Raw genomic sequence first — 19,487 nt, forward strand, 5'->3', positions numbered from 1 at the left:
ATGATATCAAACGGATTCTGGAGCTTGACTTCACAGCTCCAGTTCCCAGATTTCGCTCACAAGATCTGCTCCAAATGCGCTCTGCGGCTCCTCTTTCACCAGCTTGAATCCCACTTCGCGATAAAGCTTCCTTGCTGCAAGAAGACAGCTCTGCGTCCAGAGGGTCACTTTCTTGTATCCGCTTTGTCGCGCGAAATCGATGCACTCCCGAATCAGCTTGCGACCGACACCGAACCCTCTCGCGAGCGGTTCGACCAGCAGCAGTCTGAGCTTGGCAATCTCCTCCGTGTACTTAACGAGAAAAATCGAGCCGACGGCTTCGCCGTCCAGTTCGGCGATCAAACAACGTTCGCGAGTGGGATCAAAGTTCTTGATGAACTGAGCGGCGACTTCGGCTACTAACGCCTCGAAGCTTTCATCCCACCCATATTCCTCGGCATAAAGAGCTCCATGCCGGTGGATGACCCAGCCGATGTCTCCGGGCCGATGCGGTCGGAGCACTACAAGCTCTGCGGTCTTTTCAGCGGCAAACGCTTCTTCTGCCTGATGCAGGGCGTTCACGAGCTTCTTCTGCTTAGCTTCGGGTAGGGCGGTTAGCATTTCAGCAACTTGCTGACTCGATTGCCTGTCGAGAGAGGTGAAGACCGCTCGCCCTTTTGTAGTAAGTCGAAGCAGCATGTTTCTGGCATCGACCTCGGAGCGCTCGCGCGTTACCAGCCTGGTGCGGACAAATCGGTTCACGATGCGGCTCAGATAACCGGCATCGAGCCCAAGATCCTGGCCGATGTCCTTAGCTCTGCAGCTTTCCCGCTGCGCCAATTCGAAGAGGACTCGCACCTCGGTGAGCGAGTATTTGCTGCCTAGCAGTTTCTCGTTGAGGACGCCGAGTTGGCGTGTGTAGAAGCGGCTGAATTGGCGTACAGCTTGTACACGCTGTTCAAGCACTGTCCTTGCCATTCCAATACTATCGGCTGCAATAGTTGACCCTGTCAACTAATCCGTTTCCTACCCGGAAGCTGGGCGCTCTCCTCCTGTTCGGATGTTGGTGCAGCAATGAATCGACAGCCCGATTCCGCTCTCTAAGGTTGCATCTTGTTCCCTCACGCCACCTTCTAAGCATGCAGGCCTGCCGGCCAGATTCTTTTCCTGGAGCACTCATGGCATTCCCTAAAGTTGTGGTTGTGACTGGCGCGTCGGCTGGAGCAGGACGCGCTGCCGTTCGTTTGTTCGCAAAAAAAGGCGCAAACGTCGCGCTGATTGCCCGCGGACACGATGGTCTCGAAGGCGCCCGTCGCGAAGTCGAATCGTACGGACGTCGCGCTCTGGTGCTGCCCATCGATGTCGCTGACGCCAATGCAATAGAAGAAGCGGCCGAGAGGACCGAATCGGAACTCGGTCCGATTGACGTCTGGGTGAATGTCGCGATGGTCTCCGTCTTCTCTCCTTTTATCGAGATGACAGCAGAGGAGTTCAAGCGTGTGACCGAGGTTACCTATCTGGGCTACGTGTACGGCACCATGTCGGCGCTACGCCGCATGCACCAGCGCAATCGCGGCACGATCGTTCAGGTCGGGTCAGCTCTGGCCTATCGCAGCATCCCGCTGCAAGCCGCCTATTGCGGCGCCAAGCACGGAATCGTTGGTTTTACTGACTCACTCCGCTGCGAACTTGTGCATAACAAGAGCAAGGTCCGACTCACTGTCGTTCATATGCCCGCGCTCAACACTCCGCAATTCAGTTGGGTAAAGAGCCGCCTGCCGCGCAAACCGCAGCCCGTACCTCCAATCTTTGAACCAGAAGTCGCAGCGGAAGCTATCGTCTATGCTGCCGGGCACCCACGCCGCGAGATCTGGGTCGGCGCTCCGACGGTCGCCGCCATCACCGGACAAAAGTTCATTCCGGGAATTCTCGACCGCTACCTGGGCAAGACCGGCTTCGACTCGCAACAGTACGACGGCGCAGCTGATCCGAATCGGCCAAACAATCTGTGGCAGCCGCTGCCGGGCGATCACGGAGCGCATGGTGACTTCGACACGCGCGCCCACAAACGAAGCTGGCAGCTCACTCTAGATCTGAATCGCCGCTGGATTGGCCTCGGCTTGGTAGCAGCAGGAGCAGCCGTGGCTTTGATCACAAATAAGGAGAAAGCGGCTGAGGTGGTTGAGACGGTCAAAGAGAAATTGGCCGCCTGAGAAGGAGCAGAACGAAGTAGGCAATAGGCAGTAGGCAATAGGCAGTAAGCAATGAGCAAAAGCTAAGCTGGTGACAGACTCGTTTATCGCCTACCGCTTATTGCCGAATTAGTCATTCACCGTCTCGCCCGTATGCGACCGCAGGACTCGATCGACGGAATACGGTGCGCGGCGAGCGGGCTCATGGAAGTGGCGTACCTGCATCTCGCCTAATAGACCGAGTGCAAGGAGCTGAACTCCCGCAACAATCAGCACTGCAGCAAAGACGAGCAATGGACCGTGGTCGTCCATTACGTTGCTGTTGTGCAGCAGCTTTTCGAGGACGAGCCAAAGAGCGATTCCCGATCCTGAGAAAATGCCCGCCGCTCCGAACGTCCCAAAGAAATGCAGCGGACGCGACAGGTAGCGGAGCAGAAAGCGAATCGTAATCAGGTCAAAGAAGACACGGAAGGTGCGGGAAATCCCGTAATGGGAGGCTCCGCGCTCGCGATTGATGTTCCGAATTGGGATTTCGCAGATCGAGGCGCCATACCACGATGCCAGCGCGGGAATAAACCGATGCAGCTCGCCATAGAGCGGTACCTGATTGATGATCTCGCGGCGGTAAGCCTTGAACGTGGTGCCGAAGTCGTGGATATCGACGCCGCTCAGCTTGGCCATGAGCCAATTAGCACAGCGGGACGGAAAGCGTCGCATCACAAAGTTGTCGATGCGCTCCTTGCGCCATCCGCTGACGATGTCGTAGCCCTCTCCGATTTTCTCGAGAAACGCCGGGATGTCATTGGGATCGTGCTGCAGATCGCCGTCCATCGCGATGACGTACTCACCGGTGGCATGGTCGAAACCCGCTGCCAAAGCCGAGGTCTGTCCAAAATTGCGGCGTAGCTTCACGACTGTAACGCGGCTGTCGATAGCAGCAATTTCGCTCAACAAATGGAAGGTCAAATCAGAGCTTCCATCGTCCACGAAGACCAGTTCAAAGCTGTCGGAATTGGCCTCCATCACCCCTTTCAGGCGGTCGTAGAGAACGGTCACGTTCTCCTGTTCATTGTGAAAAGGGACAACGATGGAGTACTTGGGCATGGTCATCAGATTATAGCGGGGAGAAGCGATAGTCTACATCGCCTTGAGGGTGATTACGAGCGAGAAAACACGCAATACGCAATAGGCAGTAAGCACTGGGCTTGTAGGCGAAGGCCTCTCTTCGGAGGCTCTAGTCCTTCAAATCATGTCGGAGGCACTCCACCGAAACGATGCTGTCTTGCGCACTTTCCACGGCCCAGAGTGCAATCTACCGGGTACTGTTTTTCGCCTATTGCGTATCGCCTATTGCCTGCTTTATTGCGCGTCCTGCCCCGCCGGAATCGGCTTCAAATCCAGATTCTCCTGCCCTCCTTCTGATAATCGGACCGTTTGCGCCAGATCGGCGAAGCCGTTTAGCCAAGTCTCGTCCTCGTACGCGCCGGGATCGATGTGCTCGAAGGCATACACGCGATAACTTCCAGGCCGGAGTCCCTGGAGCTGGTATTTCCCATTTTGGTCGGTTGTTGCCGTGCGGAACTCATCGGCGAGCCCAGCGAGCTTGCGATCAGGTGCGACCAGCACTGTCACTCCCGGCTCGCCTTTGCCATCCGGTGTGTTGATGGTGCCAGTCAGCTTAGCTCCTGTGCCAAAGACCAGATCGAGGCTGCGGCTGCTTGCCGGGCTGTAGCCTCTGTCCAGCACGTCATCGCGGCCTGCCGACGCCGACTTGAGATACGTGCCGGGCGGCAGCCCATAGGCCGCAATACGATAGCGCTCATCAGGAGCAGCCTGCAGCGTAAACGAGCCATCATCTTTTACTTGGCCGTAAGCTCCGCGCATGAAGTCCTGCGTGTCCTGAGGCGAGAGCGCGATGTTGATCCCGGTGAGCTTCGGTGTCGGGCTCGTATCGAAGCTAATGTGACCAGTAACGTCGACTTTTGGAGACAGCGAGACGACTACTCCTTGCACATCGCCTTCGCGGATATCGATTGCAACCCGCGCGCTGGCTGAATTCTTATCCTCCTGCTGCTGCGCAATCAGGTCGTACGAACCCGGCAACACCTGCTTGAAGGTGAAAGTATTGTCTTCGCGCGTCGTTGTGTTGAGCCCAGGACCAAAAGCGAACATGCCTTCACCGTGTTTCATGAGCATGAGCCATGTCCCACGTCCCGAGCTTCCCTGCAATCCTCCGACAACTCTCCCACTTACCGAATACGAGCGCTGCGGGCTCATGGAGAAATCAACGTGCAGTTCATCGCCGCCGCGAACGGTGAGAGGCGCTGCCTGACTGGCATCCAGAACATTTGGATAAAAAACAGGAGGATATGCGGTGGTTTCTGACGGAGCCGAAGGATCCATCGACTCGCCGGGAGCGACGAATCCAAAGCCGCGCAACGTGGCGCGCACGTATACCTGTCCCGGACGAATTCCGAAAATTCGATACTCTCCGCGATCGTCGCTATTGGCGCCGCCGACGGGAACCAACCGTCGCCGTCCCTGCATGTAGCGGAATTGCAGCGCCTGCACCTGAGCATGAGCCAGAGGCTCGGAATCTTCATCGACCACACGCCCCGTGATCACGCCGCCTTGAATCAGGCGGAAGACGATATCGGTCAAATTCTGGCCGGCGCTCAACGAGATCGTAGTGCCCTGCTCTCCGGCGGACTTTTGCCCATATACCTGGCTGACATAGCCGTTGCGCTGGACCGACAAGATGTATCGCCCAGCTTCGAGATCTTTCAGTAAAAAGCTGCCCTGCGCGTCGGTCACAGTCGTAGACCCGTTTCGACCGCCCCGCTCGCTCTGCCGCGCTGTGACCCACGCTTTCCTAAGTGGCTGTCCGGTGCTCGAATCGAGCACCTGCCCTGAGATCTGCCCCTTGGGTGCATTACTCTTTGCCACACTCGCAGACAACGCCGAAGACTGATCCTGCCCGATGCAACTTGCGCACAAAAATCCATACAAAACAGCAATGAATATGAATTTGTTTACAGCTAGCATTTGCCTCATCGTGCGATACGGACCGCCGGTCGAAGAGGACGCTACCTTCCTCTCATCCCTTCGTGCCTCGAAGGCAATTTTATAGCCGCCAGACGCGTGGAAATAAATACTGAAGTTTCTACTTGACAATCTGTTGCCGCTAGTCAATACTGAAGTTGTTACTTGAGTATTGAAGGAGGATTCCAGTGCAACAGGCCTCTGCAGTTCACAGCACATTTGTTCTCGATAGAAGTTTTCCAAAGGCTCCCGACAAGGTCTTCGCCGCCTTTGCCGATGCAACCAAGAAGCGCCGCTGGTTCGCTGAGGGTGAGGGACACAAGATCGAGGAGTACGCCATGGACTTTCGCCTTGGCGGGACTGAGCGTTTGCGGTATCGCATGAGCGAAGGAACGCCGATTGCCGGCATGTACATCACTAACGAAGGACGCTTTCAGGACATCGCTCCTAACCAGCGCATCGTGACCGCATCGACCATGGACCTAAACGATAAGCGCATCTCCGCATCCCTGATCACGTTCGAGTTTCTAGGCAGCCGGCAGGGCACGGATCTCGTCTGCACTCATCAGGGCACATACATCGAATGGCCGGACGGCCCGAAGATGATCGAGGCCGGCTGGCGCGGACTGTTGGATAGTCTCGCTGCAGAGATGACGCGCTGAGCAAACCACAACCTCACGGACAGATTTTATTAACGCATGGAGGCTGACAGTGAACACCATTCCGAAGATGATCGTGATTCCCGAATTAGGAATCTTCTCCGGCGAGGCTCTGAGCCCGGGTCGGCGGAAGACAGATTCCGTTGGCAGCCAGATGCAGAGCACCCTTGTTCCTCCACTCTCTCATTCTGGAGCGCAGCTCGAAGCTTATGGACGCAGCCTACCAAAAGACGATGTCGGTGGAGATCTGATGGACCTGGTGGCGAGCGAAAACGATCTCACCGCTTACGTGGCCGATGTCTCCGGGCATGGCTTCCGTGCGGGTGTGCTGATGGGAATGGTGAAGACCGCGGTTCGCTATGGATTGCTGTTAGGCCAGCCACTCACGAAACTGCTCGACGATATCAACCGTGTGCTGCCCGTAGTCAAAGAGTCGAATATGTACGCGACGTTCGCGGCGCTGCGCTTCAATGGCAGCGGCAATGTTGAGTACATCTCTGCCGGGCACGTTCCCTTGCTTCACTACCGGCATGCCACCGGAGAAGTGCTGCGATACTGCGTCTCTCAATTACCACTCGGCCTGCTGGCGAGTGACGGATACACGAGCACCGCGATTCCCTGCGAACCGGGAGACATTTTCGCGCTTGTGACCGACGGCGTTCTGGAGAGAGGCGATGACCCTGATCCGGATTTGGGACTCGACCGAATTGCCAGGCTGCTGCGCAACAATGCTGACGCTCCGCTGTCCGGTCTCGCAGAACTCGTGTATGCACAACTCTCGCCTTGCGGAAAGCAGCACGATGACGAAACCGTTTTGCTGTTGAAAATCCGAGACAACGAATTTGGCGGCCCTCAACCGAATGTTCCCGTGCCAGAACGGGAATCGGTAAAGAATACCGCCGTGTTGGAATCCATGTGGAGCCGCTTGCTCGATGATTTGGCCGACGAACTCTCGCGAGAATGAGCCTGCTGCCCTGAATTGACGATGGCAAAAGCACATATACAAATCGCGCGGATCTTCGAAGCTCTGGGCGACCCGACGCGTCGCGCAATCATCGAGAAGCTCGCAGAAAGACCTCATACGGTTTCGGCATTGGCCGAACCGCTGAATATCACGCTGACCGCCGTCGGCCAGCATCTCCAATTGCTTGAAGAAAGCGGATTGGTGCGCACCGAAAAGCTAGGCCGGGTACGCACTGCCAGCCTCAATTCTGCTGGATTTGATGCAATGGAACAGTGGATCAACGAGCATCGTTCGGCATGGGAGCGGCGGCTGGATCGGTTGGGAGCTATGCTTGCCGAATCCAAAGAAGATTGACCCGACGATCCCCACACCGAGTCACACGCCTAAGCTGGTAGCCGAATTAGAGACTGCGTAGCATCCAGTCTAACCTGACGCCGACTCAAGATGGGAATTGCAAAATCTTTGACGCCGGCGAGATGCGCGTCTCCTGACACAAGCGCAGAGCGATGCGCGGGCACCCTGCTCGCGATGGTCAGTCACCAAGTGCCTTCTTGCGCCATCACTTTCTTGACAAAACCTGGATGTAACCTTTTATCCGCTTGCGACTCTCTTATATGCAACCCATTGGCTGCCAGCCTGTCAGGCATTCTCGATAAGGAGAGAACACTCGAATATGAAGAAAACTCGTTTTGCAGCCGCTATTACATCCGCGGTGCTCTTGGGAGCAGGAGCCCTTGCGGCATACGCACAAGCGCCCAGCGATCCTCAAATCGTAGGCATTGTGCAGACAGCCAACCAGATTGATATCAATCAGGCGAAGCTCGCACTCAAGAAAACCAAGGACCCGCAGGTGAAAGAATTCGCCAACCAGATGATTTCCGATCACACGAATTTGGAAAAATCAGTAAGTGACCTGGCGAAGAAGCTCGGAGTAACTCAGCAACCGAGCGCCACGTCGAAGCAACTGAAACAGCAGGCTGCGCAAGAGACCAAGAAGCTGTCGGGCCTGCACGGCAAGGCATTCGATCAGGAATATGCTTCTCATGAGGTCGCGTTTCACCAGGCGGTCATCGACGCCGCAAAGAACACGCTGATCCCAAACGCGAAAAACGCGGAACTCAAATCGGCGCTGGAAGGTGCGGCTCCTCTCCTGCAGGGACATCTGGAACACGCACAGCAATTGCAGAAATCTCTAGGCGGAAGCTAATCCGCCACTTATTCGTCTCGATGTCTGTTTGCGAGAACAATCAACAGCGATGTCGAACGCGTGCAGACCACAATTGCACGATGTGAGCACATACCCTATGGCACCGCCACGACTACAGATCTGGGGACTTATCCTGACCGCCGTGGCGGTAGCTGTCTTCTCTGCAGTACCTCTGCGCGCACAATCCTCCCAGTCCGCAAGCGCGCAGCACATTGTCATCATCAAACAGATGCACTTCGATCCCCAGCAATTGACTGTTAAGCCAGGGGACACAGTGCAGTGGAAAAACGAAGATATTTTTGCCCACACCGTTACTGCCAATAATGGAAGTTTCGATTCGGGACTGATCAATCCCGGCTCATCATGGCAGACAGTCGTCGAACACGAAGGAACCATTGGCTACCATTGCCGCCCACACCCGAACATGGCAGCGGAGCTGATCGTGCAAGCGGCGGGGCAGGAAGGCAGTCACGCTAACGAAGCAAGCACCCACGGAGAAGGTGCTGCCACGCTCAAGTGGTCTCCTCCGAGGTCTCCTGAGCAGTTCCATCCAATTCTCGTCAACTTCACAGCGGCTCTGCTGCCACTCGCTTTACTGAGCGATGTGCTCGGACTTATCTTTCGACGGCAGAGCCTGCACAATGCAGCGTGGTGGCTGGTACTCTATGCCGCCGTGATCACGCCATTCACTGCTGCGGCGGGATGGTGGTGGAAACACGCCGCCGGTTCAGCGCTGCCGGCAAGGCTGATCACTGTACACCAGTGGCTGGGAACGGCAGCCGCTGTGCTGTTCATCATCCTCGCAATATGGCGCTGGAGTATTCACAAACGCGGTGTTCCTCCCACTTTGGCATACCTTTTCTGCGCGCTCGTCGCAGTACTTGCGCTCGTGTACCAGGGAAGTTTGGGCGGGATGATGGTCTTCGGAAAGTGATGCTCCACGTTTAAGCCGCGCAGACAGTATTGCCGCACGCTATGTTCGCGAGAGCGGCTGATTCATGAAGGCGATTCTCTTCCTGCGATCTGAAGCAGCATGGCTCCAACTCCAATATGGTCTAAGGGGCTGCGATGCGGGTGGATTACGTCCCGTAATGCTTTGCACCTACCACAAGCGGAGGGGCCTCATTCAGTTCGATCCAGTAACGCTGGATGGCCTCAACGATCTTTCCGATTTGTTCGGGATCACCTGGCTTCACGAGGTAGGAATTGGCGCCGAGATCATAGGCTGCATTTACCGTGCTGGCACTGTCGTCCATGGTAAGTACCACAACGGGAATTCGCCGAATTTCTTTTTGCGTTCGCAGCCATTGGAGGAGCTGCAGGCCAGTCATCCCCGGCAGCTTGAGGTCGAGAAGGATGAGTACTGGCAAGGGATGCTTTGTGCGATCGTTGTATTGTCCGACTCCTGCCAGGTAAGCAAGCGCCTCGTCTCCATCTCTGAGGTGAACGATGGGATTGCGCACCGCAGCTTTCTCGAAACCGCGACGCAACAGAGTTGCGTCGGAAGCTTCGTCCTCTATCAGCAGGATGGTTGGCAAGGTACGGTCGGGCATGGTTATGAGCGATTCAGTTTTGCTGCGTTCCCAAGTAGATCGGGAGATTCGTTTATTCCCAGCCAGTAGCTCTGAAAGCGTGTGGCTAATTGCTCCAACTGAGAAGCGGTCTCGGGCTTGGATAAATAGGAATTTGCGCCGAGGTCATAGGCTCGGTTGATGTCCACCGAGTGCCTTGAAGACGTCAACATTACTACAGGAAGCCGATTGAGCGCGGTGGGTTGCCGCCGTAACCACTGCAAGACTTCAAAACCCGAACGGCGCGGCAATTTGATATCGAGCAGAACAATGCAAGGCAGTGGATGCGTCGTGCGATTGTCGTACGGTTTTTCTCCCGAAAGATAGGAGACGACATCGTCGCCATTGGTGAGACGAATCATGGCAAGCGTCGCATCCAGCTTACCGAAGGCACGTTGAATCAACCGGGCATCAGAGGGATCATCTTCGACGAGCAGAACTGGTCCTTTAGCCATTCAGTTCCTTTTAGCCATTCAATTCCTTTGTTGTATTTGTCGCCAGAAGGTGTGAGCCGATGGAGACGAGAACGGTTGTCCTCATCGACAAGAGATACAGGCGTTCGGCTACTCGGAATTGCTCTCTGGGGTTTCTTTGTGTGCTGCGGGAAGCTCAAACCAGAACGTACTGCCTTTTCCTGAATCCGACTCCACACCGCAGGTTCCCTGCATGCGTCCGACAGCCCGCTTCACGATCGCCAGACCGATGCCGGTGCCAGGATAAGCCTCACGTTCGTGGAGTCTCTCGAACACGTGCCAGATGCGCTCCTGATGCTGGGGAGCGATGCCGATCCCGTTGTCGCGGACACTCAGGCGGACACGCCCATCGCGCTGCTCAGCAGAGACGCGAACGTTCGGGACCGAGTTCTTCTCGTGAAATTTGAAAGCGTTGGTGAACAGATTGAAGATTACCTGCACGAGCATGGGCTGATGCGCTTGTACGAAGAGCCCCGCCGGCACATCGACCGAAAGCGATCCATGCTGTTCTTCCCCGAGTTGCTTGGCGGCCTGCTGCACGGCTTCGCCGAGGTTGACTGTATTCAGCGTGATGTCGACCCGGCTCACGCGACCGTAGTCCAGGAGATCCTGAACGAGGATATTCATTCTCGAAGCCGCATTGGTGATTTCGTTCAGGTAGTCGAGGCCACGCTCATCGAGATTGGCGGCACAATCTTCGCGCATCGCTTCGGCAAAGCCGCCGATGGCGCGTAAAGGCGCGCGCAGATCATGGGAAACCGAGTAGGCGAATGCTTCGAGTTCTGCGTTCGTCTCCTCGCGCTCCTGAATACGGCGTTCAAGCTCGTGCGAGTGACGTTGGATGGTGTCGAGCAGGCGTTTTCGTTCCGACATGTCACGCGTAACTTTCGAGAATCCGTACAGCGTGCCTTCGTCATCGCGCACAGCCGTAACTACGACGTTGGCCCAAAAACGCGTGCCGTCTTTGCGGACGCGCCAGCCCTCGCCTGCGAAATGCCCTTCCGTAGCAGCGGTATGGAGTACTTTTTTGGGAAGACCGTTGGCACGGTCTTCCGGCGTGTAGAACGTCGAGAAGTGTTTGCCGATGATCTCGTCAGGCTTATAGCCCTTGATGCGCTCAGCTCCGAGATTCCAGGAAGTGACAACACCGTTCGGGTCCATGGAAAAAATCGCGTAGTCCTGAACTCCCTCGACGAGCAGTCGGTAGCGCAGCTCTGAGAGACGTTTTTCGGTCAGATCGCGCGTGATCTTTCCGTAACCGATGAGATTGCCCTGCTCGTCGAGAATGCTCGTGATGAGCACGTTGGCCCAGAAACGCGAGCCGTCCTTGCGCAGTCGCCAGCCTTCCTCCTCTAAATGTCCTTCTTTTTTCGCGGTGCGAAGTTCCAATTTGGGTTTGTCGGCGGCAAGATCGGCGGGAGTGTAGAAGATGCTGAAGTGCTGGCCAATGATCTCGTCGCGCTTATATCCTTTCAGTCGCTCCGCGCCCTTGTTCCAGGAGACGATGTAACCCTCGGGATCGAGCACGAATATCGCGTAATCGACGATGTTCTCGACGAGCAGGCGGAACAGTTCGTCTGAACTCAGATTGTGCGCTTTAAAAACGGAAGCGGCTGAAAGGCGCGATGACATATGGACGGAACAGGACAATTTATCAGCTTGCACGGTCGCAAGCCCGTCCTGTGGCTGTGAACACGGTTAGATGCACCGCACTGCCTTACTGAGACGGAATTTTCGCCTTTGCCGTCAGCCCTGTAACTATTCTGTTACACTGGAACTCTGCATGAAAGTCGTGCCCACCATCCTGCTGATCGACGACGACCCGTCGCAGCTCAAGCTGTACACATGGATTCTGGAACGCGGTTCGTTTGCCGTTGTGCAGGCGCTGGTTGGAAGCACTTCCGTTAACCTCCCCGATCCTGCGCACGTAAACGTGGATGTCGTGCTTCTGGATTTCCGCCTGTCAAGTGAACTGACCGCAACCAATATTGCCGAGCTTGTTCGTGCAAAGTTCCCAAGCACTCCCATAATCGTGCTCTCCGACCTTCCTTTTATGCCGGAGGAGGCGAAGGCCTACGGAAGTGGATTCGTCCCAAAAGGTGAGCCGGAAAAGCTGCTCAAGACAGTTTCGGCCGCAGTGACTCTTTCTCAGTCCAGGCAGTAGGCGAATCTTCGATTCCATCTTCACTCGCTTGGCTCCCGGCCGTCTGTCGTCGTCAGAAAACGTTCCATTTGCTTGGATTGAACTCTCCAGTAGCGCCAATGTTTGCTCATGGAAGGCATCTTCTTCAGGCGGGATTCCACGAAATCTCCCAAACTGGGAATGGACCGGCCGATGGCGAGTTAGCGCAACGCTTGCCGATTCTCTGCCCCGCGCTCCCGTAGCAATTGTGCGACTGCGTGCTTGCGGCACTTGATTGCGCGCTGCAAGGGCGTGTCGCCTTTGCGATCGCGGACATCCACGGCGGCGCCCGCATCGAGCAAAGCGCGTGCGATCTCCACGTGTCCTCGTCTGGCGGCCATGTGAAGAGCTGTTGCGCGCGTTACGCCCCCATCCGCGTTGACGTCGGCGCCGCCTTGCACCAACGCACGCACTATATCCGCGCCCGTTTCTGATCCGCATTCGTTCGCGACACAGTACAGCGGCGTATGGTCGCCGCGACCGTGAAGATTTGGGTCGACACCAAGCCGTAGGAGTGAAGCCACCACTTCCAGGCATCCCGCAGCGGCTGCGAAATGCAAAAGAGTTCCCTTATTAAAACGCTGCGTCGCAAGAGAAGGATTGCTCTCCGCAGCATCGATGACGAAGCGAATCAACCTCGCACGACCGGATTCGATCATCCGTGCGAGTACGCCCACAAATACCGAGGGACGGGAAGCAAATTGCGGCGCGAGAGCTAGCGCTTCATCATCTTGGCCGGCCACAATGGCGGCAATAAGGCGATCCAAAGCCCGCTGCTCGCTCCATCGCGCAGCCAACTCCTCATGATCTGGCTCGCCGTCCTCACTCCCAATGACATATGCGGAACTGTGCAAGAAAAAGTTACGAAGAGCAGTTCTCGTCGCGTTATTCATCGGGGCGGCATCAAGCGTGGCTTCCATATTCTTCAACCAGGCGTGTCGCGCTTCCGGCCCGATTTGGAACCGCGCATGCGATTCGCGCAAGCTCAGCCACCATCGGAACTGAGATTCGTTTTCATCTCCTCCCAGGAATTGAATCAGGAATGCAGAGAACTCTTCGATCGCGCACCGCAGGCTCTTACCGGGGAAGAACGGACGCAGAACTGGATCTCTGCCAACACGCGCATAGAACGCCACCGACAGCCGTCTGCAACCCTCTTCTCCACCAAGTGCTTCCAGCACTGCGGAACCAGCGTGCATGGGTGATGATTGTATTCTCTACGGAGCGTTGATTGGCAGAAAGACCCAATGCGAAAGAATAATGTTCCGATTTCGGAAGCGGTTTCAAAAAAGGAACGTGCGGAGTCACAATAACTCCGCACCAAAACTATTGATTGCCGCAAACGGCGACTACGACACTAACGATGACTGCCGTGCGAAGAGCCGCCTCCGCCCCCACCAGCGTGCATGCCACCGCCTCCACCGCCTCCACCGCCGCCGCGCATGCCGCCACCGCCGCCCATGGACGGAGCTGACATCCGCATTCCGCCTCCCGCGGACGACATCGAAGGACGTGACATGACAGCCCCGGAACTCATGCCGCCCCCCATGCGAATCGGCGCCGGAGAGGAGCGCGGTTCCGTTCTGGGACTTGGCATCGGCCTGTCGTTGTTTACAGCGGGAGCCATTCGCACCGGCGGAGTTGGCAGAGGACGCGGCGCAGCAGCCGCGGGAACAGCAGCAGGCGTCGGCCGAGGCGAAACCACGCTCATCCCCGGCGGAGCTTGCGCCGCAGGAATCTGCGCCTGGCGAGGAACACGCTCGCCATCACCCCATCGTGGATTGCCAAAGCGAGGCCCGGCGACTCGCGGCGTCGGTGCGATAGTCACACCGGCTACCGGTGCGGCAGAAGTAAAGCCTGGACGTCCGACAAAACCTTCTGCAGGTCGACCGCTTCCCTGCTGCACAACTTCACCATTGGCTGTTGTGACTTTCGCAGCGATTGGACGATGATGCTCGATCGCGTCGTTGTCGACAATCATGTGCCGATGCGGCACGGGCATAACCCTACCGTTGTCAACGACCATTACCGGCGATCCATGATGATGAGGAGGCATTGGCGGACGATAGTGCGGCGGAACGTTGTAAACCGGCGGAACCGTCTGCCAATTGTTCCAATTTGAACCTCGGCTCCAACACCACCCATAACCGTTTACGTACTGCCACGAACCATAGCGGTACGGCGCCCATCCCCACGGATATCCGGACACGAAGGTGTAGCCAAAGCCGGGATAGGAAATCCAGTAGCCATCGGCAAACGGATCCCAGCCGAGACCGACCGAGTAAGGACGCCACATGTAGCCGTAGCCGGGTACATAGAAGTAATTTCCATACTGGCCGAGGTCGGAGCCGTAGACTACATTCCCATTTTGGTACGAATTCGACGCGACTGCTTCATCGTGCCACTTGGCGCGGGCGTTGTCCCACTGATCATAGTTCTCGGCATCGACGCCTTTGGCCAGGTAATAACGATCGGGATCGTCGCCGTCGAGGCGAATGGTCTCACCCTTCTTGACGGCGACTTCGGCGTTCGAGGCATTCTCCACTTCGATCTCGCCGCTTAGAACCGCCACGTCAAAGTCGTGCTTATCTACGTTCACGCGAAAGCGGGCGGACCTATCCAGCGAAACGCGATTGCGTCCGAAGTCGAGCTGGAAGTGGTCAGAATCGTGATAGCGAATATCGAAGTACGCTGTGCCTTGCTGCAGCTCCACCGAGGTGTTGCGTCCGCCGTTGTTGTCGAGACTCAGATCGTTGAAGGCGACGATCGTGTCGGGCGTGAGTCGGATGGAACTTCCGTCTTCCAGTTCAACCTCAGCCTGTCCATCGCGGGCCCAGAGCTTCGATTGATGCACGATCGGCATGTTGACGTAGGCGGTGCCGAACCCGCGTCCATCCCCCTTGTCGAGTTGAACATCACCATCAACTAAGCTCAGACGCACGATGCGCACGTGCGAATCGGCAAGAAGTGGCAGCGCAAACAGGAACGCAAGCGAGACAAAAACCAGGGGCCGAAGAACCGACCTGAGGTAGGACGAGCGCAGTGCCGTAATGGACATAGCTGGCTCCGTATCTTCTTACTCATATTAGACCACGCGCAGAACACAAGAGTTGCGCCTTTATTGCGTCCACACAGAACCGCGGCTGGTAGGCGGTGGATCGGAGATGGCCGGATGGCCAGCTCCGAGTGACTCGAAATACTGAACGAGCTCGATCACCGCAGCCGCAAACACCGTGGCTGCCCCATCGGCTACCGCCGACGGCTGTTACTGCGGAGCAACCGGCAGGTTCGCCTTCTTCAATATCCGTTGTGCCCGTTGCTGCGCGATGTGCAGCACGGTTCGATCCGCCGCCAGGCGCTCCAGCAAAGGCGCAATCGCCTGCACCTCTTCGAGCCGTCCGTTGTTCGACATGTCTTCCAGACCGCTTAAATCCTGATCGAGCGAGAGCTTGTCGAACCGGCGATCGAACTCCAGCTTCCGACCTCCTTCAATGGTCGAAGAAATCCCTTGGAAAACAGCTGTAAGCTCCTGAATCGAAGGGTCTTCAGAGTAGTTGTAAGTCGTCGATGTGTGTCGGCTCGAATCTGAGTAGCTGAGCGTCTTCTTCCCGGTTTGCGCGATCGCATGTTTGGTGAAGTCGAACTGGCCATCGAAGTAATTGGCCTGCTTGGCGAGCCCGGCCAGCTTATCCCAAAGGCCATTGCTGGCCTGGAACTTCTTGTGGTAAGCGTCCTGCGACGCGGCGTCCTCAGCCTGGGCGCTCTGCTCGGCGTTGCTCTCGACCGGTGCATTGCGCTCCTGCGGTGGCGTGAGATCCTTGTCCATGGACGTGTACTCGACTTGGCCATTCTGATGCACGATGATCGAAAACTCGGCAGGCTGCGCTTCCTTCCAGACTTGCTTGAAGGAAATAGTTGCATTCTGCTGTGCGCACAACGCTGAAGCCAATGCCAGAAACAGGATTCCCAGCGCCAGCAGGCGCCGACGACTGCTCATCGTCCCGCCACCTCATAGCGCACGAGCGTTGCATGGGTATGCAGATGACAAATTGCGATCGCCAACGCGTCCGCTGCATCGCTGGGCTGCGGAGGCTCAGCAAGTTTCAAAAGATGCGCCACCATGTGTTGAACCTGTAGCTTTTCCGCTTTGCCGTAGCCTACAACCGCAGACTTGATCGAGAGGGGCGAGTACTCCGCCACTTCGAGCGAAGCCGAGGAAGCGGCCAGCATAGCCACGCCGCGTACCTGACCTAGCTTCAGCGCCGACTTCGCGTTCACCGAATAAAAGACCTCTTCAATCGCCACCATGCGCGGCAGTGTCTGGTAGATGATTCGAGAAAGTTCGTTGAAGACAGTCGCCAGCCGCTTCGGCATCGACTCCCGTTTGGACAGATGAATCGCACCGGCAGTGACAAATTCCAGCCGCCCGTTCGGGTGCTGATCGACAACTCCATACCCTGTATATTCAGTTCCGCAATCGATCCCAAGGACTCGCATCTGAACTCCGAGTTTAACGCAGTCGTGGTGCGTGCATCAGAACCGGCGCCGGTAGGCCGGGGTCCCCGGCAACAGCCGGTGTTGCGGTTGCTGGGGTGCTACGCGGTGGGCCGGAGCTGGCGAATCGCCAGCTCCGGGCTGGCAGCTCGGGCGGTAATGTTGTAAGGCGCAGCCGCAAACCACGCGGCTGCCCCACCGGCTACCGCCGGCTGTTCCGTTTCTCATGACCACCGACTCAGTTCGCGAATTCTGCATTTCCCTGCCGCACGCGACCGAGCAGATCCAATGGGGCAACCATCTCGTGCTGAAAGTTGGCGGCAAGATGTTCGCAGTGGTTGCACTCGAACCGAGCGAAGTCTGGATTTCCTTCAAGTCCACTCCGGAAGAATTTGCCGAATTGACCGAGCGACCCAACATCATTCCAGCTCCGTATCTCGCGCGAAACCACTGGGTGGGACTGGAATCGCGGGACGCATTGACACATTTGGAACTGCGAGATTGTCTGCGACGCTCATATGAACTAGTGTTTGAAAAGCTGCCCAAAAAGGAACGAGAACGGCTGCAACATAGCCGGACACGGGCAAAGCGCAAAGCCGGAAAGGGATAGACTCTGCAACGCATTCTCACCACGCTCATCGTAATCCTGTGCCTCGCTGGAGTTTTCATTTCGGGAATGGTGCTGGGCGAGCACTATAACACCAAGCCTTCACCCTGCAGCATCAACGACCGATGGGACTGCGGCATCGTGAATCACAGTCCGTACGCGGTAGTGCACTTCAATGCCAGTCCTTATGCCGCGCTGCGTGAAGTTCCCGTGGCGCTGATCGGCATCCTCGGCTATGCCGTGCTGATTGCCGTTGCCGGTCGCTATCCCCGCATCACCCTCCTGCTTGCACTGATTGCTCTGATTTTCACTCTGCGCCTCACCTGGATCGAGTGGCGAGTCCTGGGCGTCTGGTGTATCTACTGCGTAAGTTCCCAGATCGTGATCGCCGTCATCTTCCTTTTATCGCTGATAGCAGCTCTGGTACGAAGGAAGCACGCCTGATCACAAGTCGGGGTTGAACCGCTCTCCAGTAGCTTTTCACCACGGAGCCACGGAGAACACAGAGAAGACATTTGTTTGTCTCCGTGTTCTCTGTGGCTCCGTGGTGAACTGAAGCCGCGCCGCAGGGAAATTTCGCTAAAAAGTGCTATCCGGTCCGCCGTGAGATTCGCGACATGATTCACATCTCGTGCCTTAACAATAATTTGCGAGCAAGCAGAACGACGTTCGGTGTGCATTTTAACCATGGCGTTAACGCCGAATTTTCCACGGCGTTAACCCCGAGATTTCCACGGCGTTAACGCCCTTTTTTCCACGGCGTTAACGCCAGCCTCTCGTGGCGTTAACCCCATGACCGCGATATGAGAATTGCTGCGTGGTGAGTTCGAACATTTGCGTGATCTCATCCGATCCCATCGAATCCCATCCGATCTCATCAGATATCCCTTCGCTGCCGGTGAGATATCCCATGGCCAGGGAATCAGATATCTGACGGCTGATCTCATGGACCTCATGCGATCTCATCAAGTGCGTTGAAATCTCATGTTTGAGCAGGCGTCCAGCACTCCGTACTCCACAGACAGGAGCCCCGCCTGAAGGAGACGCGAGCGCGACCTGTGTGCCGCTTTCCATTCCGCCCTCCCTACTCCTGTGCTATGACGAAATCGGGCGAAAGTCAAGCGAAATCGGTACGGGCTTCCTTGTACCATATTGGGAATTTCCTTTTAATCCGAAGTTCGAGCGCAGGCATTCGAAATGCATTTGTGGATGCAGACAGCGAGCTCTCGAACGTCCTGGCCCACGGTGGTGGAGCAGTGGCCAGAGTCGGCGGCCATCGCGCACCGGCGACGGTTCTGTTTTAATGAATCGCATGAATCAGGAACAATGGACAGCGGTCGATCTCTACATCAGTTCCACAGTTGTACCTTCCGATGCGGCTTTGGATGCCGCCGTTGAGGCAAGCAGCAAGGCGGAGCTCCCGGCCATTGCGGTCACGCCGAACCAGGGCAAGCTGCTGCACATTCTGGCGCGGCTGGTGAATGCGCGCCGCGTCCTCGAAATCGGCACGCTCGGCGGATACAGCACCATCTGGCTCGCGCGGGCACTGGCAAAAGGCGGGCGCGTAATCACGCTCGAAGTGAATCCGAAGCACGCAGAAGTTGCGCGCGCCAACCTCGCTCGCGCCAAGCTATCCAAATCAGTAGAGATTCGGCTTGGACCCGCGCTCGAGAGCCTTCCCAAATTGGCAAAGGAGAAGTCGCGCAAGTTCGACCTGATTTTCATCGACGCGGATAAAGCGAACATTCCCGATTACTTCAAGTGGTCCTTGAAGCTATCGCGTCCTGGAAGCCTGATCATTGTCGATAACGTCGTGCGGAAAGGAGCGGTGATTCAGGCCGACACCAAGGATCCCGATGTCCAGGGCGTGCGCAAACTGAACGCGATGCTTGCAAAAGAGAAGCGCGTGACCGCGACGACGATTCAGACAGTTGGCAGCAAGGGGTACGACGGGATTACGGTTGCGTTCGTGAACCGCTAAATGGCGGTCTCAAAGGTGTAGCAGTTGCCGCAGGAACGGCGAACACGAAGGTCACGAGGCAAACAGAAGAGGTCACAAGGATGACTCCTCGTGACCTCTTGTGTGGCCTTTGTGACCATCGTGTTCGCCGTTCCCG

The 19,487-nt window shown here is 56.6% G+C and carries 21 protein-coding genes; 10 read left to right on the plus strand and 11 right to left on the minus strand.

Annotated elements, in window-relative coordinates; translation table 11 throughout:
* Positions 1-30 precede the first annotated feature (30 nt).
* The gene (locus VFU50_04710) at positions 31-957 is read right to left on the minus strand and encodes a helix-turn-helix domain-containing GNAT family N-acetyltransferase (GenBank protein ID HEU5232139.1); all 927 of its coding nucleotides are present in this window, start codon (positions 955-957) and stop codon (positions 31-33) included.
* Positions 958-1,157: 200 nt separating this feature from the next.
* On the opposite strand from VFU50_04710, the gene VFU50_04715 reads away from it, so the two are divergent.
* Positions 1,158-2,192 (plus strand): SDR family oxidoreductase, encoded by a 1,035-nt coding sequence (locus tag VFU50_04715; GenBank protein HEU5232140.1) that lies wholly within the window; start codon positions 1,158-1,160, stop codon positions 2,190-2,192.
* A 108-nt stretch (positions 2,193-2,300) separates the two neighbouring features.
* Here VFU50_04715 and VFU50_04720 read toward each other — a convergent pair whose 3' ends face one another.
* Positions 2,301-3,275, minus strand: a complete 975-nt coding sequence (locus VFU50_04720) for a glycosyltransferase family 2 protein (protein ID HEU5232141.1) — start codon at positions 3,273-3,275, stop codon at positions 2,301-2,303.
* A gap of 255 nt (positions 3,276-3,530) precedes the next feature.
* The gene (locus tag VFU50_04725; protein ID HEU5232142.1) at positions 3,531-5,432 is read right to left on the minus strand and encodes a carboxypeptidase regulatory-like domain-containing protein; all 1,902 of its coding nucleotides are present in this window, start codon (positions 5,430-5,432) and stop codon (positions 3,531-3,533) included.
* On the opposite strand from VFU50_04725, the gene VFU50_04730 reads away from it, so the two are divergent.
* The 5 genes from VFU50_04730 to VFU50_04750 all read left to right on the plus strand — a co-directional run bounded on the left by VFU50_04730 (position 5,402) and on the right by VFU50_04750 (position 8,977).
* A complete protein-coding gene (locus tag VFU50_04730; GenBank protein HEU5232143.1) occupies positions 5,402-5,875 on the plus strand; it encodes an SRPBCC family protein in 474 nt (157 codons plus the stop codon). The genes VFU50_04725 and VFU50_04730 overlap by 31 nt on opposite strands.
* 49 nt (positions 5,876-5,924) lie before the next feature.
* Entirely contained in the window at positions 5,925-6,836 is a 912-nt protein-coding gene (locus tag VFU50_04735) for a PP2C family protein-serine/threonine phosphatase (GenBank protein HEU5232144.1), read from the plus strand.
* Positions 6,837-6,857: 21 nt separating this feature from the next.
* Positions 6,858-7,190: a metalloregulator ArsR/SmtB family transcription factor gene (locus VFU50_04740; GenBank protein HEU5232145.1), complete on the plus strand. Its 333-nt coding sequence runs from the start codon at positions 6,858-6,860 to the stop codon at positions 7,188-7,190.
* A 319-nt stretch (positions 7,191-7,509) separates the two neighbouring features.
* A complete protein-coding gene (locus VFU50_04745; protein ID HEU5232146.1) occupies positions 7,510-8,043 on the plus strand; it encodes a DUF4142 domain-containing protein in 534 nt (177 codons plus the stop codon).
* A 97-nt stretch (positions 8,044-8,140) separates the two neighbouring features.
* Positions 8,141-8,977, plus strand: coding sequence for a DUF2231 domain-containing protein (locus tag VFU50_04750; GenBank protein ID HEU5232147.1), 837 nt, complete (start codon positions 8,141-8,143; stop codon positions 8,975-8,977).
* Positions 8,978-9,122: 145 nt separating this feature from the next.
* Here VFU50_04750 and VFU50_04755 read toward each other — a convergent pair whose 3' ends face one another.
* The 3 genes from VFU50_04755 to VFU50_04765 form a co-directional block, all read right to left on the minus strand.
* A complete protein-coding gene (locus VFU50_04755) occupies positions 9,123-9,596 on the minus strand; it encodes a response regulator (protein HEU5232148.1) in 474 nt (157 codons plus the stop codon).
* A 2-nt stretch (positions 9,597-9,598) separates the two neighbouring features.
* Positions 9,599-10,069, minus strand: a complete 471-nt coding sequence (locus VFU50_04760) for a response regulator (GenBank protein ID HEU5232149.1) — start codon at positions 10,067-10,069, stop codon at positions 9,599-9,601.
* Positions 10,070-10,177: 108 nt separating this feature from the next.
* Positions 10,178-11,719: a PAS domain S-box protein gene (locus VFU50_04765; GenBank protein ID HEU5232150.1), complete on the minus strand. Its 1,542-nt coding sequence runs from the start codon at positions 11,717-11,719 to the stop codon at positions 10,178-10,180.
* A 151-nt stretch (positions 11,720-11,870) separates the two neighbouring features.
* On the opposite strand from VFU50_04765, the gene VFU50_04770 reads away from it, so the two are divergent.
* Positions 11,871-12,251: a response regulator gene (locus VFU50_04770; GenBank protein ID HEU5232151.1), complete on the plus strand. Its 381-nt coding sequence runs from the start codon at positions 11,871-11,873 to the stop codon at positions 12,249-12,251.
* A gap of 179 nt (positions 12,252-12,430) precedes the next feature.
* On the opposite strand, the gene VFU50_04775 is transcribed toward VFU50_04770, so the two are convergent.
* The 4 genes from VFU50_04775 to ruvC all read right to left on the minus strand — a co-directional run bounded on the left by VFU50_04775 (position 12,431) and on the right by ruvC (position 16,766).
* Positions 12,431-13,468, minus strand: a complete 1,038-nt coding sequence (locus VFU50_04775) for an ankyrin repeat domain-containing protein (protein ID HEU5232152.1) — start codon at positions 13,466-13,468, stop codon at positions 12,431-12,433.
* 158 nt (positions 13,469-13,626) lie between these two features.
* Positions 13,627-15,327 carry a FecR family protein gene (locus VFU50_04780; protein HEU5232153.1) on the minus strand — a complete coding sequence of 567 codons (1,701 nt, stop codon included), beginning with the start codon at positions 15,325-15,327 and terminating at the stop codon, positions 13,627-13,629.
* 207 nt (positions 15,328-15,534) lie between these two features.
* Positions 15,535-16,266, minus strand: a complete 732-nt coding sequence (locus VFU50_04785; GenBank protein HEU5232154.1) for a hypothetical protein — start codon at positions 16,264-16,266, stop codon at positions 15,535-15,537.
* Positions 16,263-16,766: a crossover junction endodeoxyribonuclease RuvC gene (gene ruvC / locus VFU50_04790; protein ID HEU5232155.1), complete on the minus strand. Its 504-nt coding sequence runs from the start codon at positions 16,764-16,766 to the stop codon at positions 16,263-16,265. The genes VFU50_04785 and ruvC overlap by 4 nt, the downstream gene beginning before the upstream one ends.
* A 223-nt stretch (positions 16,767-16,989) precedes the next feature.
* On the opposite strand from ruvC, the gene VFU50_04795 reads away from it, so the two are divergent.
* Positions 16,990-17,373 (plus strand): MmcQ/YjbR family DNA-binding protein, encoded by a 384-nt coding sequence (locus VFU50_04795; GenBank protein HEU5232156.1) that lies wholly within the window; start codon positions 16,990-16,992, stop codon positions 17,371-17,373.
* A gap of 36 nt (positions 17,374-17,409) precedes the next feature.
* Entirely contained in the window at positions 17,410-17,814 is a 405-nt protein-coding gene (locus VFU50_04800) for a vitamin K epoxide reductase family protein (GenBank protein ID HEU5232157.1), read from the plus strand.
* Between the two features lie 318 nt (positions 17,815-18,132).
* Here the strand turns inward: VFU50_04800 and VFU50_04805 are convergent, their stop codons facing one another.
* Positions 18,133-18,444 (minus strand): hypothetical protein, encoded by a 312-nt coding sequence (locus tag VFU50_04805; GenBank protein ID HEU5232158.1) that lies wholly within the window; start codon positions 18,442-18,444, stop codon positions 18,133-18,135.
* A 229-nt stretch (positions 18,445-18,673) separates the two neighbouring features.
* On the opposite strand from VFU50_04805, the gene VFU50_04810 reads away from it, so the two are divergent.
* Positions 18,674-19,351: an O-methyltransferase gene (locus VFU50_04810; protein ID HEU5232159.1), complete on the plus strand. Its 678-nt coding sequence runs from the start codon at positions 18,674-18,676 to the stop codon at positions 19,349-19,351.
* Positions 19,352-19,487 lie beyond the last annotated feature (136 nt).

The organism is Terriglobales bacterium, from assembly GCA_035764005.1.
Lineage (GTDB): Bacteria > Acidobacteriota > Terriglobia > Terriglobales > Acidobacteriaceae > Gp1-AA112.

What these genes read in the sequence shown, in the direction of transcription:
- ruvC (HEU5232155.1), bottom strand. Translation starts at nt 16,766, where the DNA reads ATGCGAGTCCTTGGGATCGATTGCGGAACTGAATATACAGGGTATGGA.
- VFU50_04805 (HEU5232158.1), bottom strand. Translation starts at nt 18,444, where the DNA reads ATGGAAAGCGGCACACAGGTCGCGCTCGCGTCTCCTTCAGGCGGGGCT.
- VFU50_04785 (HEU5232154.1), bottom strand. Translation starts at nt 16,266, where the DNA reads ATGAGCAGTCGTCGGCGCCTGCTGGCGCTGGGAATCCTGTTTCTGGCA.
- VFU50_04760 (HEU5232149.1), bottom strand. Translation starts at nt 10,069, where the DNA reads ATGGCTAAAGGACCAGTTCTGCTCGTCGAAGATGATCCCTCTGATGCC.
- VFU50_04770 (HEU5232151.1), top strand. Translation starts at nt 11,871, where the DNA reads ATGAAAGTCGTGCCCACCATCCTGCTGATCGACGACGACCCGTCGCAG.
- VFU50_04810 (HEU5232159.1), top strand. Translation starts at nt 18,674, where the DNA reads ATGAATCGCATGAATCAGGAACAATGGACAGCGGTCGATCTCTACATC.
- VFU50_04720 (HEU5232141.1), bottom strand. Translation starts at nt 3,275, where the DNA reads ATGCCCAAGTACTCCATCGTTGTCCCTTTTCACAATGAACAGGAGAAC.
- VFU50_04795 (HEU5232156.1), top strand. Translation starts at nt 16,990, where the DNA reads ATGACCACCGACTCAGTTCGCGAATTCTGCATTTCCCTGCCGCACGCG.
- VFU50_04745 (HEU5232146.1), top strand. Translation starts at nt 7,510, where the DNA reads ATGAAGAAAACTCGTTTTGCAGCCGCTATTACATCCGCGGTGCTCTTG.
- VFU50_04715 (HEU5232140.1), top strand. Translation starts at nt 1,158, where the DNA reads ATGGCATTCCCTAAAGTTGTGGTTGTGACTGGCGCGTCGGCTGGAGCA.
- VFU50_04755 (HEU5232148.1), bottom strand. Translation starts at nt 9,596, where the DNA reads ATGCCCGACCGTACCTTGCCAACCATCCTGCTGATAGAGGACGAAGCT.
- VFU50_04710 (HEU5232139.1), bottom strand. Translation starts at nt 957, where the DNA reads ATGGCAAGGACAGTGCTTGAACAGCGTGTACAAGCTGTACGCCAATTC.
- VFU50_04750 (HEU5232147.1), top strand. Translation starts at nt 8,141, where the DNA reads ATGGCACCGCCACGACTACAGATCTGGGGACTTATCCTGACCGCCGTG.
- VFU50_04780 (HEU5232153.1), bottom strand. Translation starts at nt 15,327, where the DNA reads ATGTCCATTACGGCACTGCGCTCGTCCTACCTCAGGTCGGTTCTTCGG.
- VFU50_04740 (HEU5232145.1), top strand. Translation starts at nt 6,858, where the DNA reads ATGGCAAAAGCACATATACAAATCGCGCGGATCTTCGAAGCTCTGGGC.
- VFU50_04775 (HEU5232152.1), bottom strand. Translation starts at nt 13,468, where the DNA reads ATGCACGCTGGTTCCGCAGTGCTGGAAGCACTTGGTGGAGAAGAGGGT.
- VFU50_04765 (HEU5232150.1), bottom strand. Translation starts at nt 11,719, where the DNA reads ATGTCATCGCGCCTTTCAGCCGCTTCCGTTTTTAAAGCGCACAATCTG.
- VFU50_04725 (HEU5232142.1), bottom strand. Translation starts at nt 5,432, where the DNA reads ATGTGCTGTGAACTGCAGAGGCCTGTTGCACTGGAATCCTCCTTCAAT.